At 37.9% G+C, this 14,909-nt stretch carries 14 protein-coding genes and 1 riboswitch; of the genes, 12 read left to right on the forward strand and 2 right to left on the reverse strand.

The features are described 5' to 3' along the window. Positions 1-24: 24 nt before the first annotated feature. The 11 genes from IGM13_RS05895 (at position 25) to IGM13_RS05945 (ending at position 9,830) form a co-directional block, all read left to right on the forward strand. Complete coding sequence (locus IGM13_RS05895) at positions 25-1,860, forward strand: hypothetical protein (RefSeq protein ID WP_002419814.1); 1,836 nt, start codon at positions 25-27, stop codon at positions 1,858-1,860. Positions 1,861-1,865: 5 nt separating this feature from the next. Continuing rightward, positions 1,866-2,261, forward strand: a complete 396-nt coding sequence (locus IGM13_RS05900; protein ID WP_002357842.1) for a phage holin family protein — start codon at positions 1,866-1,868, stop codon at positions 2,259-2,261. Positions 2,262-2,379: 118 nt separating this feature from the next. Next, a complete protein-coding gene (locus tag IGM13_RS05905) occupies positions 2,380-3,504 on the forward strand; it encodes an SH3 domain-containing protein (protein WP_002419812.1) in 1,125 nt (374 codons plus the stop codon). A 153-nt stretch (positions 3,505-3,657) separates the two neighbouring features. Further along, positions 3,658-4,578 carry a tRNA pseudouridine(55) synthase TruB gene (truB, locus tag IGM13_RS05910; RefSeq protein ID WP_002419811.1) on the forward strand — a complete coding sequence of 307 codons (921 nt, stop codon included), beginning with the start codon at positions 3,658-3,660 and terminating at the stop codon, positions 4,576-4,578. 25 nt (positions 4,579-4,603) lie between these two features. Continuing rightward, positions 4,604-5,554 carry a riboflavin biosynthesis protein RibF gene (gene ribF, locus IGM13_RS05915; RefSeq protein ID WP_002363808.1) on the forward strand — a complete coding sequence of 317 codons (951 nt, stop codon included), beginning with the start codon at positions 4,604-4,606 and terminating at the stop codon, positions 5,552-5,554. Continuing rightward, positions 5,554-6,150: a GNAT family N-acetyltransferase gene (locus IGM13_RS05920; RefSeq protein ID WP_002419810.1), complete on the forward strand. Its 597-nt coding sequence runs from the start codon at positions 5,554-5,556 to the stop codon at positions 6,148-6,150. Before ribF ends, IGM13_RS05920 begins: the two co-directional genes overlap by 1 nt. Before the next feature lie 280 nt (positions 6,151-6,430). Then, on the forward strand, positions 6,431-6,778 hold the full coding sequence (locus tag IGM13_RS05925) for a PadR family transcriptional regulator (RefSeq protein ID WP_143344428.1): 348 nt from the start codon (positions 6,431-6,433) through the stop codon (positions 6,776-6,778). Next, on the forward strand, positions 6,757-7,098 hold the full coding sequence (locus IGM13_RS05930; RefSeq protein WP_002395093.1) for a DUF1048 domain-containing protein: 342 nt from the start codon (positions 6,757-6,759) through the stop codon (positions 7,096-7,098). Before IGM13_RS05925 ends, IGM13_RS05930 begins: the two co-directional genes overlap by 22 nt. Before the next feature lie 24 nt (positions 7,099-7,122). Further along, positions 7,123-7,383, forward strand: a complete 261-nt coding sequence (locus tag IGM13_RS05935; RefSeq protein ID WP_002360471.1) for a DUF2087 domain-containing protein — start codon at positions 7,123-7,125, stop codon at positions 7,381-7,383. Between the two features lie 157 nt (positions 7,384-7,540). Next, positions 7,541-8,716, forward strand: a complete 1,176-nt coding sequence (locus IGM13_RS05940; RefSeq protein WP_002377695.1) for an FtsW/RodA/SpoVE family cell cycle protein — start codon at positions 7,541-7,543, stop codon at positions 8,714-8,716. Next, complete coding sequence (locus tag IGM13_RS05945) at positions 8,682-9,830, forward strand: FtsW/RodA/SpoVE family cell cycle protein (protein ID WP_002357833.1); 1,149 nt, start codon at positions 8,682-8,684, stop codon at positions 9,828-9,830. Before IGM13_RS05940 ends, IGM13_RS05945 begins: the two co-directional genes overlap by 35 nt. A 61-nt stretch (positions 9,831-9,891) precedes the next feature. On the opposite strand, the gene IGM13_RS05950 is transcribed toward IGM13_RS05945, so the two are convergent. Together IGM13_RS05950 and IGM13_RS05955 are read right to left on the reverse strand one after the other, a co-directional pair. Next, entirely contained in the window at positions 9,892-10,779 is an 888-nt protein-coding gene (locus IGM13_RS05950) for a LysR family transcriptional regulator (protein WP_002357832.1), read from the reverse strand. Between the two features lie 23 nt (positions 10,780-10,802). Continuing rightward, on the reverse strand, positions 10,803-11,678 hold the full coding sequence (locus tag IGM13_RS05955; RefSeq protein ID WP_002382245.1) for a LysR family transcriptional regulator: 876 nt from the start codon (positions 11,676-11,678) through the stop codon (positions 10,803-10,805). A 252-nt stretch (positions 11,679-11,930) separates the two neighbouring features. After that, a riboswitch (M-box (ykoK) riboswitch) is annotated at positions 11,931-12,101 on the forward strand. A gap of 113 nt (positions 12,102-12,214) precedes the next feature. Between IGM13_RS05955 and mgtA the strand changes: the two genes are divergently transcribed. Next, on the forward strand, positions 12,215-14,875 hold the full coding sequence (mgtA, locus tag IGM13_RS05960) for a magnesium-translocating P-type ATPase (RefSeq protein WP_002363817.1): 2,661 nt from the start codon (positions 12,215-12,217) through the stop codon (positions 14,873-14,875). Positions 14,876-14,909: the final 34 nt, after the last annotated feature.

The raw sequence follows: 14,909 nt of genomic DNA on the forward strand, positions 1-14,909 counted from the left end.
TGAAAACTAGAGGAGTGTGACGAAATGTCAGTAGAACATATTGAAGAATTAGATACCCTGAATCAAGGTCGCCTTAAAATCAATGCAATCTTGGATCAGTCGAATGCATCAGCTGAGAAAGTTGATGCTTACCAAGTCCAGTTAACGAATGGAATTTCTGAAGCGAAAAACATTGCAGATGAAGCTGGCAAAGAAGCCGTACAAATTGCCACCGATGCAGGCAATCAAGCAAATGAAACAGCCAACCAAGCGATGAACAATGCCAAAACAGCCATCACGATGGCAGGAAATGCAGTTTCAACGGCAAATAATAATAAACAAGAATTTGATACTTTACGAAATGATTTCGATCAATTAGTAGCAGAAGCGGGTGATAGTAATCCAGAAATTGTCCAAGCACGCACAGATACACAAGGCATCAAACAAGCTACCTTAGCGAATCGTCTTCAAATTGATTTGACTGACCGTATGACAAAAGCAGATGGTATTTCTTTATTGGCTAAGCCAACCACTGTCAAATTGAAGTTAGACTTTAACGGTAAAACGACCGGCAATACAGCCACCAATGCAAACAGTTATTCCACTGATTTTACGGCTAAAATTCTTAAGAAGCCAACAGACGTTTGGGAGGAAGTTTCCCAAGCGGACTACAATAAAATGGCCAGCCGTGATGATGAGGGTGTGAAAACAGGTTCCACCCAAAGTGGTGTGATACCACAACAATTAGCGGCCTTCAATCTCGTTGAAGCCGCAAAAAAATTAATTCCACAAATGTTTGAAACATTCACAACTGACGAGGCGGTAGCATTTATTCGCCAGAACGTTCAATTTTTTACGATTAATCAACGTGTGAAAGCCGCTGCGCCCAATAATCAAACGATTAAAATCGCTGCGTATTTACCAACTACGGATAATTGGGTAACTCAAATTCAAGAATCAGCAAAAGAGTTCAGCGATTTTTCAATTCAAATCAATGATCAGAATTTTATCACAGATGAAGGGTTCATTTATTTAATGAGCTATACAGATTCATCGAATGGGGTGACGCCAGCCAGCTTAGAAGTTGATTACGTGGGACTTCATATTGGTCTGTCTGTTGATGCCCAAGCGGTTTTAGCGAAGAGTGGTTTTGTTCAAGCAGAGCAACTCAATACCCATGTGGAAAATCAGGATAATCCGCACCAAGTAACCGCTGAACAAGTGGGGCTAGGCAATGTAGAAAATTATGGCTTCGCATCAGACAGCGAAGCAGTCGCGGGAACTTTAACGAGTAAATATATGCATCCGAAAAACGTTGCGGAAGCGATTAAAGGTCAAGCTGTGACACAAACAGGTGATCAAGAGATTGCTGGGGTGAAGAATTTTTCCGAAGCTCCTCTATTCAAAAATCTTCCCTTAGTTAGTCTAGGTAAGTTTAACCTCGTAGGTATAAACGGAACAGAAGGTAGTTTTACAAAAGTCATTGGAAATATGAACAATAAAGAAGTAGGATTTGGTAGTGATTTTTCTTACATTGACGAACGAGCAAAACTTGCTAATTTAAATAAAAATAACAACCGTTTAGTTATTGAAGAAGATGGAATGTATATTTTAATTGTACACTTTTGGGTACAGCCTACAACAACGGTAAATGGCTATTGGTACTTTAATTTTGCTATTAATGGTGTACGAGCTGGTGGTCCAACAGATCGTTTTTGGGGACTCGGGGGTACCAGCTGGAAAAATCGTCAAGATGGACTTGGAATGGTCATACGTAATTTTAAGAAAGGAGACCAACTTTCTGCATTAATTGAGACAAATTATATGGGTGAAGTAAACAGTACAGGAATTAAATCTGCTACGCTAATCAAAATAGGGTGATTTGGATGGAACGTTATCTCAACACAATAACAATGCTTTTAAGCATTTTCGGTGGGATTGTCGTACGTTTATTAGGTGGATTAGATCAATTGTTGGATGTCTTCCTCTTTTTAATTATTGTCGATTTCATCACAGGTTGGATTAAGGCAATCGCCACAAAAGAATTGTCCAGTCGGATTGGTATGCTCGGAATTGCGAAAAAAGTGACGATGTTATTTGTGGTTGCCGTAGCGGTTCGTGTTGAAAAAGTTGTGGGGAACAATTTGCCAATTCGGGAAATGGTTCTGATTTTTTACATTGCGAACGAAGGACTTTCTTTTTTTGAAAACATTGCGACCTTTATTCCTATGCCGAAAAAGTTAAAAGAGTTATTTATTCAGTTAAAAAATAAAGATGATTAAGTAGAAGTGGTCGGGACAAACGTAGAACTTTCGGCTGATTGCCGAAGAAATTACTTCTGTCTCGCCATTTATCTGCAGGGTTAAGCCATGAAAGGGAAGTTATTTTGACTTTCCTTTCATGGCTTTTTTAAGAAAGGAGCATGCTATGTTTAAAAAATTAATGATTCAACTTGCTTTAGTGATTGGCTTAAGTTTAACGATTCCGATGACAGCTTGCGCTTACACCATCGAAGCGGATCCAATCAACTTTACTTATTTTCCAGGCTCTGCAACCAATGAATTAATTGTTTTACATGAATCAGGAAACGAGCGGAACCTAGGACCACACAGTTTAGACAATGAAGTAGCCTATATGAAACGAAATTGGTCAAATGCTTATGTCTCATATTTTGTCGGATCTGGTGGACGAGTGAAACAATTAGCTCCTGCTGGTCAAATTCAATATGGCGCAGGTGCTTTAGCTAACCAAAAAGCATATGCGCAAATCGAATTGGCTCGAACGAATAATGCGGCGACGTTTAAAAAAGATTATGCTGCCTATGTTAATTTGGCCCGTGATTTAGCTCAGAACATTGGTGCTGATTTTTCGCTGGACGATGGAACAGGTTATGGAATAGTCACTCATGATTGGATTACAAAAAATTGGTGGGGAGATCATACAGATCCTTATGGTTATTTAGCGCGTTGGGGGATTAGTAAAGCGCAGTTGGCACAAGATTTACAAACGGGCGTTTCTGAAACAGGTGAGACTGTCATTGTTCAGCCGGGTAAACCTAATGCACCAAAATATCAAGTAGGACAAGCAATTCGTTTCACTTCAATCTATCCAACACCAGATGCTTTAATCAATGAACATCTATCAGCAGAGGCACTTTGGACACAGGTAGGAACAATTACAGCGAAATTACCGGACCGACAAAACCTTTACCGTATTGAAAATAGCGGACATTTGTTAGGTTATGTGAACGACGGCGACATTGCTGAACTTTGGCGCCCGCAAACGAAGAAATCATTTCTAATTGGTGTGGACGAAGGCATTGTTTTAAGAGCAGGACAACCTAGTTTGTCAGCACCCATTTATGGTATCTGGCCCAAAAATACTCGCTTTTATTACGATGTGTTTTATATTGCAGATGGGTATGTTTTCATTGGTGGAACAGATACGACAGGCGCGAGAATTTATTTGCCAATCGGACCAAACGATGGCAACGCACAGAATACATGGGGATCATTTACTAGCTAAAAAAAGCCACAAACTCTGCTTTTATCAGAGTTTGTGGCTTTTTTTGCATTTAGCAGAGATTTTGCCAAAGGGAATAAGCAATGGAGACTGCGAAGCTAGGTACTTTTATGCTATAATGACAAAGTTAGTATTATCGGAACTGGAGGAACTATAATGGACGGCATTTTACCGTTATGGAAGGAACGTGGCATGACAAGTCATGACTGCGTATTTAAATTGAGAAAAATTTTACATACCAAAAAAATTGGTCATGGTGGTACGTTAGATCCAGATGTCGAAGGGGTCTTACCCATCTGCGTTGGCAAAGGAACGAAAGTGATCGAATACATGGTAGATTCTGGCAAAACCTATGAAGGTGAAATTACACTTGGATTTGCTACGACAACCGAAGATGTTAGTGGCGAAATTGTTGAAAAAAAACCAGTTACAACACCTCTGTCAACTGAACAAATTGATCAAGCAATGGCCGAAATGACAGGTGAAATCACACAAATCCCACCGATGTTTTCTGCGGTGAAAGTCAATGGTAAACGTTTATATGAATATGCGCGGAACGGGGAAGAAGTTGAACGGCCCCAACGAAAAGCTATGATTTATTCATTTGAACGCACTAGTGAACCAATTTTTAACGAATCCGCTCATACACAAAGTTGGCGGTTTAAAGTGGTCTGTGGCAAAGGAACCTATGTGCGGACACTATCAGTGGATACTGGCAAAAAATTAGGCTATCCTGCCCATATGTCGGATTTAACGAGAACGGCAAGTGGCGGTTTGCAAGCTGCGCAATGCTTAACGTTAGAAGAAGTAGCCAAACAAATGGCTGCTGAAACAATCGATCAATGCCTATTGCCCATTGAGACAGCAGTAGAACAATTCCCACGAATTGATTTATCAGATGAATTGTATCAAAAAGTAAAAAATGGCATGCGTTTGCACAAAAAAGAATTAGGAATAAAGGCAATGCCAGAATCCTTAGTTGCCTTATTTTACCAAAATCAAGTGGTTAGTTTATACATGCCACACCCAACGCATGATAAATTATTGAAACCAAGTAAAGTTCTACGGAACAATTAAATAAAAAAGAAGGAAGTTTTTGCACATGCAAGTTATTCAACTACATCATCCCTATGAACCCAATCAAATTCCTAATGAAGAAGTCGTGATGGTCCTAGGCTTTTTTGACGGTGTTCACAAAGGCCACCAAAAAGTAATTGAAACAGGCAAAAAGATTGCGGAGGAAAAAGGCTTGAAGTTAGCTGTGATGACCTTCAACCAACACCCATCAATCGTTTTTCAAAAAGTTTTACCAGAAAATATGAAATATTTAACTAGCTTGGAACAAAAAGAACGCCTAATGGCCAACTTGGGCGTTGATATTTTATATATTGTCGAATTTACTTCAGCGTTTGCTCAATTAAAACCGCAAGATTTTGTCGATCAGTATATCGTTAATTTAAATAGTGCAGTGGCAGTCTCTGGGTTTGATTATACGTATGGTCCTAAAGAAATCGCTGGAGTCAAACAGTTACCAACTTATGCGCAAGGCCGTTTTGAAGTGGTGACAGTACCAAAAGAAGAAATGACTGGTGCCAAAATTAGCTCAACAAGAATTCGCGAAAAAATGGAAGCCGGCGAAATGGAGGAGGTCACGGAGTTGTTAGGATATATTTATGAAACAGAAGGAACAGTTGTCCATGGCGATGCTCGGGGCCGTTTATTGGGTTTCCCGACCGCTAATGTCAAAGTGAAAAGCACCGTGCGCTTACCAAGAATTGGCGTCTATGCTGTGCAAATCGAAGTTGGTGGCAAATGGTATGTCGGCATGGGCTCAATTGGTCATAATGACACCTTTGGAGAAGGACGCGATTTAACCGTGGAAGTCTATATTTTGGACTTCCATCAAGACATCTATGGTGAACAAGTGGTGGTTCGTTGGAATCATTATTTACGTGACCAAGTGAAATTCAATGGGGCTGAAGCCTTGATCGACCAATTAAAACAAGATGAACGAGATACGGCTGACTATTTCCAACAATCAGAGGACAAATAATGAAGATTCGTCAAGAAAAACCTGCAGAGTATCAAGCTGTAGAACGTTTAACGTATCAAGCGTTTAAGGGATTAAACTTGACCGAAAACTGGCGTCCCACAGAACATTTTATCGTGCATTTATTAAGAGAAAGTGCCGACTTTATTCCGGAGTTGTCCTTAGTTTCAGAAACTGATCAAGGAAAATTAACGGGTCATATTATGTCTTCAAAAGCCAAACTACGATTACCTGATCATACAGAAAAGGCTGTTTTGACCGTTGGGCCGCTAAGTGTCCATCCAGAAGTTCAGAACACGGGCGTAGGCTCCGCGTTAATTAAGCATTCTGTGCAGAAGGCCAAAGAATTAGGCATCGGCGGATTGATTATCTTGGGCCATCCAACTTACTATAAGAAGTTCGGTTTTGTTCCAGCGACTACTTTTCAGATTACGTTACCGGAAAAAGAAACATCAGAAGCATTATTGGCTTTGGAATTACTGCCAGGTTATTTTGGTACAAGTGGTGGGGAGTGGCATTTTTCAACATGCTTTGCTTATCCAGAAACACACCTTGCAGAATTAGAAGCCTTTGAAGCAGACCTCGGAATAAATGAATAAAGAATAATAAGGAGGTCGGGACAGAAGTGTTTAACTCCGAGAAATAAGAAGGAATTTCCGAAAATTGTTCTATAATTTTTGGAGAATTTCGGCTTATTTCCGAAGGAGTTGCTTCTGTTCCCGCCGTTTATTAGTTTTTGAGCGTGGAGCAAAAATCACTTTGGATTTTTGCTCCACGCTCATTTACTACTTTTTATTACAAAGTAGTTGACAGAACCGGTACTCAGTATTATTATGTAGTGGTACATAGTAATAAAGAGTAGTTCAGGGAGGAAAAGCAGTGAAGCAGACAGAGTTGCTAAAAGGCATTTTAGAAGGTTTAGTTTTAGCCATCATCCAAAGGAAAGAAACATATGGTTATGAAATTACAAAAATTTTAAATGACCAAGGTTTTACTGAAATTGTTGAAGGAACCGTTTATACGATTTTACTGCGTTTAGAAAAAAATCAATGGGTTATAGCTGAAAAAAAGCCTTCAGAAAAAGGACCAATGCGGAAGTTCTATCGCTTAACCTCATCAGGAGAAGCAGAACTCGCTGATTTTTGGCAGCGTTGGACGTTGCTTTCAAAACAAGTAAACAAGATGAAAAAATGGAGGGATAGAGCATGTCAGATTTTAAAGCGTTGATCAAAAAAGTTATTGGGGATAAAAAAGAGTACAAAGAATATAAACGACGGATTGCAGCATTACCAGCAGAGTATCGACAAGTATTTCAAGAAATTGAAAAATATGCATGGCATTTTTCAGATCATAGCGGAGCCAATATGTTCAATGCGTTGACTGATTTACTTGATTTGTTTGAAGAAGGAGCTGCTAACGGAACACCTATCAAAAATATTACGGGAGAAAAAGTAGGCGATTTTGCTGAAACAATTGTCAATGAAGTCGCTGGCAAATGGACCGATAAACAGAAAGAAAAACTGAATCATCAATTTTCTAAACAATAGTCAAAACAAAAAAGGAGAATAAACATGGTTGAAAATTTTTTTAAAGAAGGAAAGTTGCTGGTTATTCCCAAGAAAAATGCGAAAAAAGTCCAAGTGTTTCAACGTGTGGCCAACCAATTTGAATTTGGGAAAGAATATACGGAAAAAGAAGTCAATCAGCGACTTAGAGAAATCTATGAAGATTATGCACTTTTGAGACGGTATTTAGTAGATTATCAGTATTTAGAAAGAGATAAGTTTGGAAAAATTTATCAGAAATGTGAGCAACACACAAAAATTATATAAATGTTTTTTTTAAAAGTAGCGAAACTAGGTGAAATGAACCAAGTCTAGCTACTTTTTGTTATGTAAGCTTAGTAATAGTTCTATAAAAAACTCTCTATTTGTTTTCTAATTCAGACTGGTAAGATTGATTTAATTAGAAAAAGATAGAGGTGAGAGAATGAATCTACGTACTTTAGGTCTAACAAAAATTCTTTTGACCTTTATTATATTAAGTATTATTGGCGCGTTAATGATTTATAGCGCCAGTAGCTATGACTTGCTGATGCAAGGCGTGAAGCCCACTGCTGTGTTTATTAAACAAGGCATTATTATGTGTCTCAGCTGGGTGCTAATGTTCGTGATTTACAAAGTTCGACTAGAAGTGTTATTTAATAAAAAAATTGCGATTGGACTGCTTTTAGTTTCGGTACTATTACTGTTAATGGTTCGACTACCTTTTTTTGGTGTAGCAGCGAATGGCGCACAACGTTGGATTTCTCTCTTTGGAATCCAATTTCAGCCATCAGAACTTTGTAATTTTGCGATTATTTATTACTTGAGCTGTTATTTAGGTGAAAAAGAAAATGGCTTGACAACGAAGCAGTTAAGGAAACAATGGCTGTTTGTGTTGGTCGTTGCATTTTTAGTTTTGATCCAACCCAAAGTTGGCGGGGCTATTCTTATTTTAGTTATTGGCAGTGTCTTGATTTTCTCAGCAAGTATTCATGCAAAATTTAGTGTAATTGCTGCGGGGATTGTCGTTGCTAGCGCGGCGCTTCTTTCTAAAATAATTATTTTTCTAGGGGATCACCAGTACTTACCACATTTTTTTGCGCATGTGTATGACCGCTTAGTTGTTTTGAAAAATCCGTTTTTATCCTTTCATGATCGCGGATTTCAGCCTTCAATGGCCTATTTAGCAATGTATAACGGTGGGTTTTGGGGCACCGGACTAGCCAATGGTATGGTAAAAAAAGGTGGCTTGCCAGAAGGTCAAACCGATTTTATTTTTGCGGTGATTGTGGAAGAACTTGGTCTGATTGGCGGCTTACTATTGCTATTTCTTTTGTTATTTTTAGCGGCCTCGATTTTGCGGAGTAGTTGTGTAATAAAAAATCATTGTTACGGCTTGTTTTTGTTAGGGGTCGGGACCTTGATTTTAGCTCAAACGGCGATTAACATTGGTGGCGTTTTGGGTTTGATTCCAATGACAGGAATTCCTTTACCGTTTGTTAGTTACGGTGGGACAAGCTATTTAATCTTTTCAGTGGCATTAGGAATCGTCATTAAAATTATTGCAAACGAAAGGCGGCAGTTAAATGGTCAATACAAAAAAATTCAACTTACATCTTAATTATGATTTATTATTGCCCATTTTTTTACTCACACTTTTATCTTCTGGTGTGCAATATTGGATTGCCGTTAATGAAGGAAAAGATGGAACTGTGCCAGCATTAAAACAACTTTTCTTTATTTTTGTTGGCTATGCAGGCATGTTTTTAGCTAGTCGGCTGTCACAGAAGTTTATTTGGAAAGTAGCTCCTTTTTTCTATGGGTTTTCATTAATCTTGATGAGCGCTTTGTATTTTTCCTATGATAAAGGAATGTATTTATTGACGGGCACAAAGCGCTGGTTAGATTTAGGGTTTATTAAATTTCAGCCATCAGAAATTGCGAAAATTGCGTTTATTTTAATGTTGGCAAAAATTATTGTCCAACACGAGCAACAAGACTGGTCTGATAAATGGCGTTCAGACAAGCAACTTCTAAAAAAAATCGTTGCGGTTAGTGTCCCTGTTTTTTTCTTGATGGCGGTACAAAAAGATTTTGGAACATCCCTTGTTTTCGTAACGATTATCCTATCTCTTTTAGTTATTTCAGGAATTGATCGCAAAATTTTAATCATTATTTTCAGCGCTTTAGCAACGTTAGGCGTGGTCTTGATTCTGTTAGTCTTTACAGAGTGGGGGCACAAAGTACTCTTCTTTTTACATTTTAAACAATATCAATTGGATCGAATTTTAGCATGGATTCATCCCTATGATTATGTCGATAAAATCTCCTATCAACAAGTACAAGGCTTATTGGCAATCGGTTCGGGTGGTTTATTCGGCAAGGGTGTACATGGGATTGAAGTGTATGTTCCTGTTCGTGAGTCTGATATGGTTTTTACTTTTATTGGGGAAGCCTGGGGCTTTGTGGGCAGTGCCACCGTTGTTTTTCTCTATTTTTACTTGTTTTATCAAGTTTTAGTAGCTGGCTTGCGGAGCAATTCGCGTTTTTGTATGTACATCTGTGTCGCCCTCATTTTTTCGCTGGTTTTTCAAACGGTGGAGAATATCGGTGCGGTGATTGGACTGTTGCCGTTAAAAGGTATTCCGCTTCCGTTTTTAAGTCAAGGAGGCACTTCGTTAGTGATGGCTATCACTTCTTTAGGATTTGTCAAAGGAAGAGAAGCCGCTACCTGAAAACACAAATAAAAACCAAGACTGGAACTCGCTTGCCGACAAGCTCTAGTCTTGGTTTTTACTATTGAAATTGTTTTTGGCATTCAGCCAAAAGTTGTTGAAGTTGTCGACTCATGTAACGTTCTTTTAAATAATAAACTGCCATGTTTCGTTTAGGTAGTTCTTGGTAAGTCAGTGTATGAATCGAATTGTCTAAAAGTTGAATATTTGTGTATTCGGGGACAATAGCGAAACTATCGGAATGAGACACCAAGTGAGTAATAAGTGAAAGAGTATCCACTTGAATGACTTTCTCTGGAGAAAAATTAGAAAACGTAGTATCTAGCCAATTGGTTAATTTGTTTTGCTCGGAAAATTCGGTATTTAAACGGACGAAGGGGTACATTGTTAGTTCTTTTAAAATTTCTTCCGTCGTGGCTTTGGCCAAAGCTGGATGATCATTTCTTAAAATGAATTGATAATTTGCTGTAAATAAATCAATTTTACCAATATGTTCAGGTAATGGTAAGTCAGCAAAGGAAATACCAAAATCTGCATCCATTGTTTCCAAGGATTGAAGAATATTTTCTGTAATAATAGTATGGACTTGTAAGTTGGATGAACGATCCGTTAATGTTGTCATTAGTAAGTCATTCAATTTATATTCTAAATCACAGAGATAAGTGGCTACATAAATATGGTTGGAAGAATGATTAATTTCTTTTAGCTCTTCTTCAATTGAGACCAACTCATTGGTGATGCGCCAACAATATTTTTCTAAAATTAATCCAGCCGGTGTTAAGGTGGTAGTTTGACCTTGGCGATTAAAAAGTTCAGCGCCTAACGTTGCTTCAAGAATTTTTATTTGCTTACTTAATGCAGCTTGAGAAATTGCTAAATTTTCGGCTGCTTTAGTAAATTGTTTCACTTTGCATAACTCTAAAAAATAATGTAAACGAAATAGTTCCATGGGAATTCCTCCTTTTTCTATTCCTAGAATAAATAACGTAATTGTTCGAATAAATAACGGTGTGCTTCACAATGTCCGTGATGATTATTCTGAACTAAATAGATGGCTCGTTCTGGACTATCTTCCAGAGGAATACCAACTAAGTTACGTCTGTTTAGTTCATCAGTGAGTGAATAGGGAAGAATGCTACAGGCTTTTTCTCGTTGGACCATGTCTAAGACTAAATGAAGAGAAGGAAGTTCGATGACGATTTGCCGATTTTCCCAATTGATTTTACGTTCCCAACGTTTAAACACTTTTTTTTCATATACTTGATCGGAATATGCAGCAAAAGGTAAAGAACGAATTTCGTCAATCGTTACGCTATCGGCATGGGCTAAAGGATGATTTTTATTGACACAAAGGAGATAGCTTTCTGTATAAATTAATTCTTTCTCTAATGGAATCGAGGTATCCAAAAATATCCCAATCCCAATGTCAATTAAATCTGTTTCCAAGGCTGTTTCAAGATCGTAATAATATTTAAAATCAATACTTACATACGGATAGGATTGATTAAATAACAACAAGACTTCTCCAAATGCTTTATCTATATCAATTAAGTTTGTTCCAATCCGAATGGTCGTTGTCGATCCTTGGGTCACTAATTCATTAATCTCTTCTTGCGCTTCCTTAATGAGTGCAAAAATCATCTCTGTTCGCTTGGCGACGACTTCGCCTGCTGGAGAAAGCCGACAATGTTTCTTGTCTCTTAAAATTAATGAAGCACCTAATTCACGTTCCAACTCCTTGAGCTGGGTACTTAAATAAGGTTGACTCGTATGGAGCTTTTGAGAAGCTAAAGTAAAACTCGCATACTTTGAAACTGCCATAAAATATTCTAGTTGTTGTAATTTCATTTTCCTCACCGCCGTTTCTTTAACTATACAAAAAATAGCAGAAGAAAAGCTTCTCGACAAGGCTATCTGACGGTCTTTAGATTAATTTAACCAGTTATGATTCTATGAATAAATACGAATCATACCAGAAAACCATAGTAAATAAGCGGATTATTTTTCTTTTTGTTACTGAATGGACAAAAAGTTATCTACTAAAAACTTTTTCTATATCGTTATTTTTTCATGGAAGAATTATACTTGCTGTTGTAATTAAATAAGATTTGTTAGGTGAGGCTCCTATACAAACATAGGCTACTGCCCAAAAATGTCGAGAGACGCCAATGGGTAGAACAGGAACTGTCGAATGAAGGCTTTTCTTAAGGTAGCTAAAAGCAATCGCTTTTTACGTTGTATAGTGCTAAAGCTCAACGATAAGAACGATTATTCTTTGACACGTTGAGTTTTCAGCGTGTCTTTTTTTGTGGAAAGGGTGAGGAAAATGGAAGATGAACCGATCGTCAATTCAAGTCAACAACAGATAAATGAGGTGAAAGAAAATGGAAAAGAAAATGCGTCACTTGGGCCATGACTATAGTTACAAAAAGTTTGCCCATTCAGAAGTAGAAAAAGTTTTACAACGTTTTGGCTCAACTTGGGATGGCATTAAACACCAAGATATTGAGGAATTACAAGAACGTTATGGCCGCAACAAAATTATGAATGAAAAAAAAGCTTCACGGCTGCGACTTTTTATAAAATCGTATATCACGCCGTTTACTTTGGTGTTATTAGCACTAGCCACGATTTCATTCTTTACAGAATATGTCTATGCTGCGCCAGAGGAAAAAGATGTTACTGGCGTGTTAATTATGTTAGCGATGGTCATCTTAAGCGGCACGATGAGTTTTGTCCAATCAGTCAAATCAAGCAATGCAGTTGAAAAATTACAAAATATGATTAAAGTTACAGCGACAGTCATTCGTGACAAGAAGCAAATGGAAATTCCTATTGAGGAAGTTGTGTGTGGCGACTTAGTCCAACTATCCGCTGGCGATATGATTCCAGCCGATTTACGTTTAATCCAATCTAAGGACTTATTTGTTTCCCAATCATCCTTGACTGGAGAGAGTTTTCCCATTGAAAAACACGCGACTCATCAAAAAGATAGTGATCAAATTGATACAGAATACGACAATCTTTTGTTTTTAGGAACAAATGTAATTAGTGGCACTGGTTTGGGCATTGTCATTAAAGTTGGTAATCAAACTTTATTCGGACGGATGGCTTCTGATAACGGAGAAGAGCAGCAGCAGACGAGTTTTGAAACAGGAATTAATAAAACAACGTGGGTGCTGATTCGCTTTATGTTGGTCATTACGCCAACTGTTTTTCTAATTAATGGGTTAACAAAAGGCGATTGGGTGGAAGCATTAATGTTCGCGATTGCCACAGCTGTCGGCTTGACACCAGAAATGTTACCCATGATTGTAACAACCAATTTAGTCAAAGGTTCTCGAGAAATGGCTAAAGAAGGCACGATTATGAAAAATGTCAATGCCATTCAAAATTTTGGCGGGATGGATGTACTTTGTACGGATAAAACAGGTACCTTAACACAAGATAAAGTAATTTTAGAATACCACTATAATATTGGGTGCCAAGAAGATCAAAAAGTCTTGGATTTAGCATTTCTAAACAGTTATTTTCAAACAGGTTTGCGTAATTTAATGGATAACGCCGTTATTCAAGCGGCGACGCAAGAAAGTGATATACAATCAGATGATTTTTATAAAGTAGATGAAATTCCTTTCGATTTCAATCGACGTCGAATGAGCGTGATTATCAAAGAGTTTAAAACGCGAGAAACACGCTTAATTACCAAAGGTGCGGTTGAAGAAATGCTCTTGGTCTGCACACAGGTACTTTTAAATGGCGAAATTGTGCCCTTAACAGAGACGCTACGTCAAAAAATTACCAAAGACGTTGAAGCTTTAAATCGAGATGGTTTGCGCGTTCTAGCAATTGCCGATAAAAAAGTCGAAGCGGCTGAATGGGAGTATACAACTAAAGATGAATCAGAGTTGATTTTACAAGGTTATCTTGCCTTCTTGGATCCGCCAAAAGAAACAGCAGCGGCAGCTATTCACGCCTTGCATCAACATAATGTAGCTGTGAAAGTATTAACGGGGGACAATCAATATGTGACGCATTCTGTTTGTAAAGAAGTTGGTCTGGCTGGCGAAAAAATTATTACAGGAAATGAACTTCAACAATTAAACCAAGAAGAATTAAGAAAAACCGTTCAAGCGTATAATATTTTCGCCAAAATTACGCCTGACCAAAAAGTTCGTATTGTAAATGCGTTAACTGAAAATGGTCAAACTGTTGGCTTTTTAGGTGATGGAATAAATGATGCTGGAGCAATGCGTGCTGCTGATGTGGGAATCTCTGTTGATACAGCTGTCGATGTGGCGAAAGAATCGGCGGATGTAATTTTATTGAGAAAAGATTTAATGGTTTTGGAAAAAGGAATTTTATCTGGACGGCGCGTGTTTACGAACACGATGAAGTACGTCAAATTAACAGCAAGTTCTAATTTTGGCAATGTTTTTTCCGTGATCCCAGCAAGTATCTTTTTACCATTTTTACCGATTGCTCCGATTCAATCGCTATTATTAAATCTAATTTACGATACTTCGTGCATGTCAGTTCCTTGGGACAAAGTAGATGAAGAATACGTAGAAAAACCAAAAAAATGGGAACCAAAATCAATTGGTAATTTTATGCGTTGGTTTGGCCCAACGAGTTCTATTTTTGATATTGTTACCTATTTATTTATGTATTTCATTGTGTGTCCGGCTATCCTAGGTGGCTCATTCTTTGAATTAAATGGAGCAGATCAATTGCTCTTTATTGGTATTTTCCATGCAGGGTGGTTCATTGAGTCCTTATGGTCCCAAATGCTCGTCTTGCATTTCCTACGAACAGAAAAGATGCCTTTCCTTCAAAGTAGTGCTTCTGGAATTATGACGTTAGTCACTACAGCAGGGATTGTTCTCGGAACTGTTTTACCCTTTACCGCTTTCGGTGCAGAACTAGGATTTGTCGGTTTATCACCAAGCTATTTCTTGTATTTAATCCCGACAATTGTTGCTTATTTGGCACTGGTTGCGTTCATTAAAGTTTTATACGTCAAACGTTACGGTCAATTACTGTAACTGATTTGTACTATTATATATAGAAAAATTTTTT

Source organism: Enterococcus sp. DIV0561, assembly GCF_050539875.1.
GTDB classification, from domain to species: Bacteria; Bacillota; Bacilli; order Lactobacillales; family Enterococcaceae; genus Enterococcus; species Enterococcus faecalis.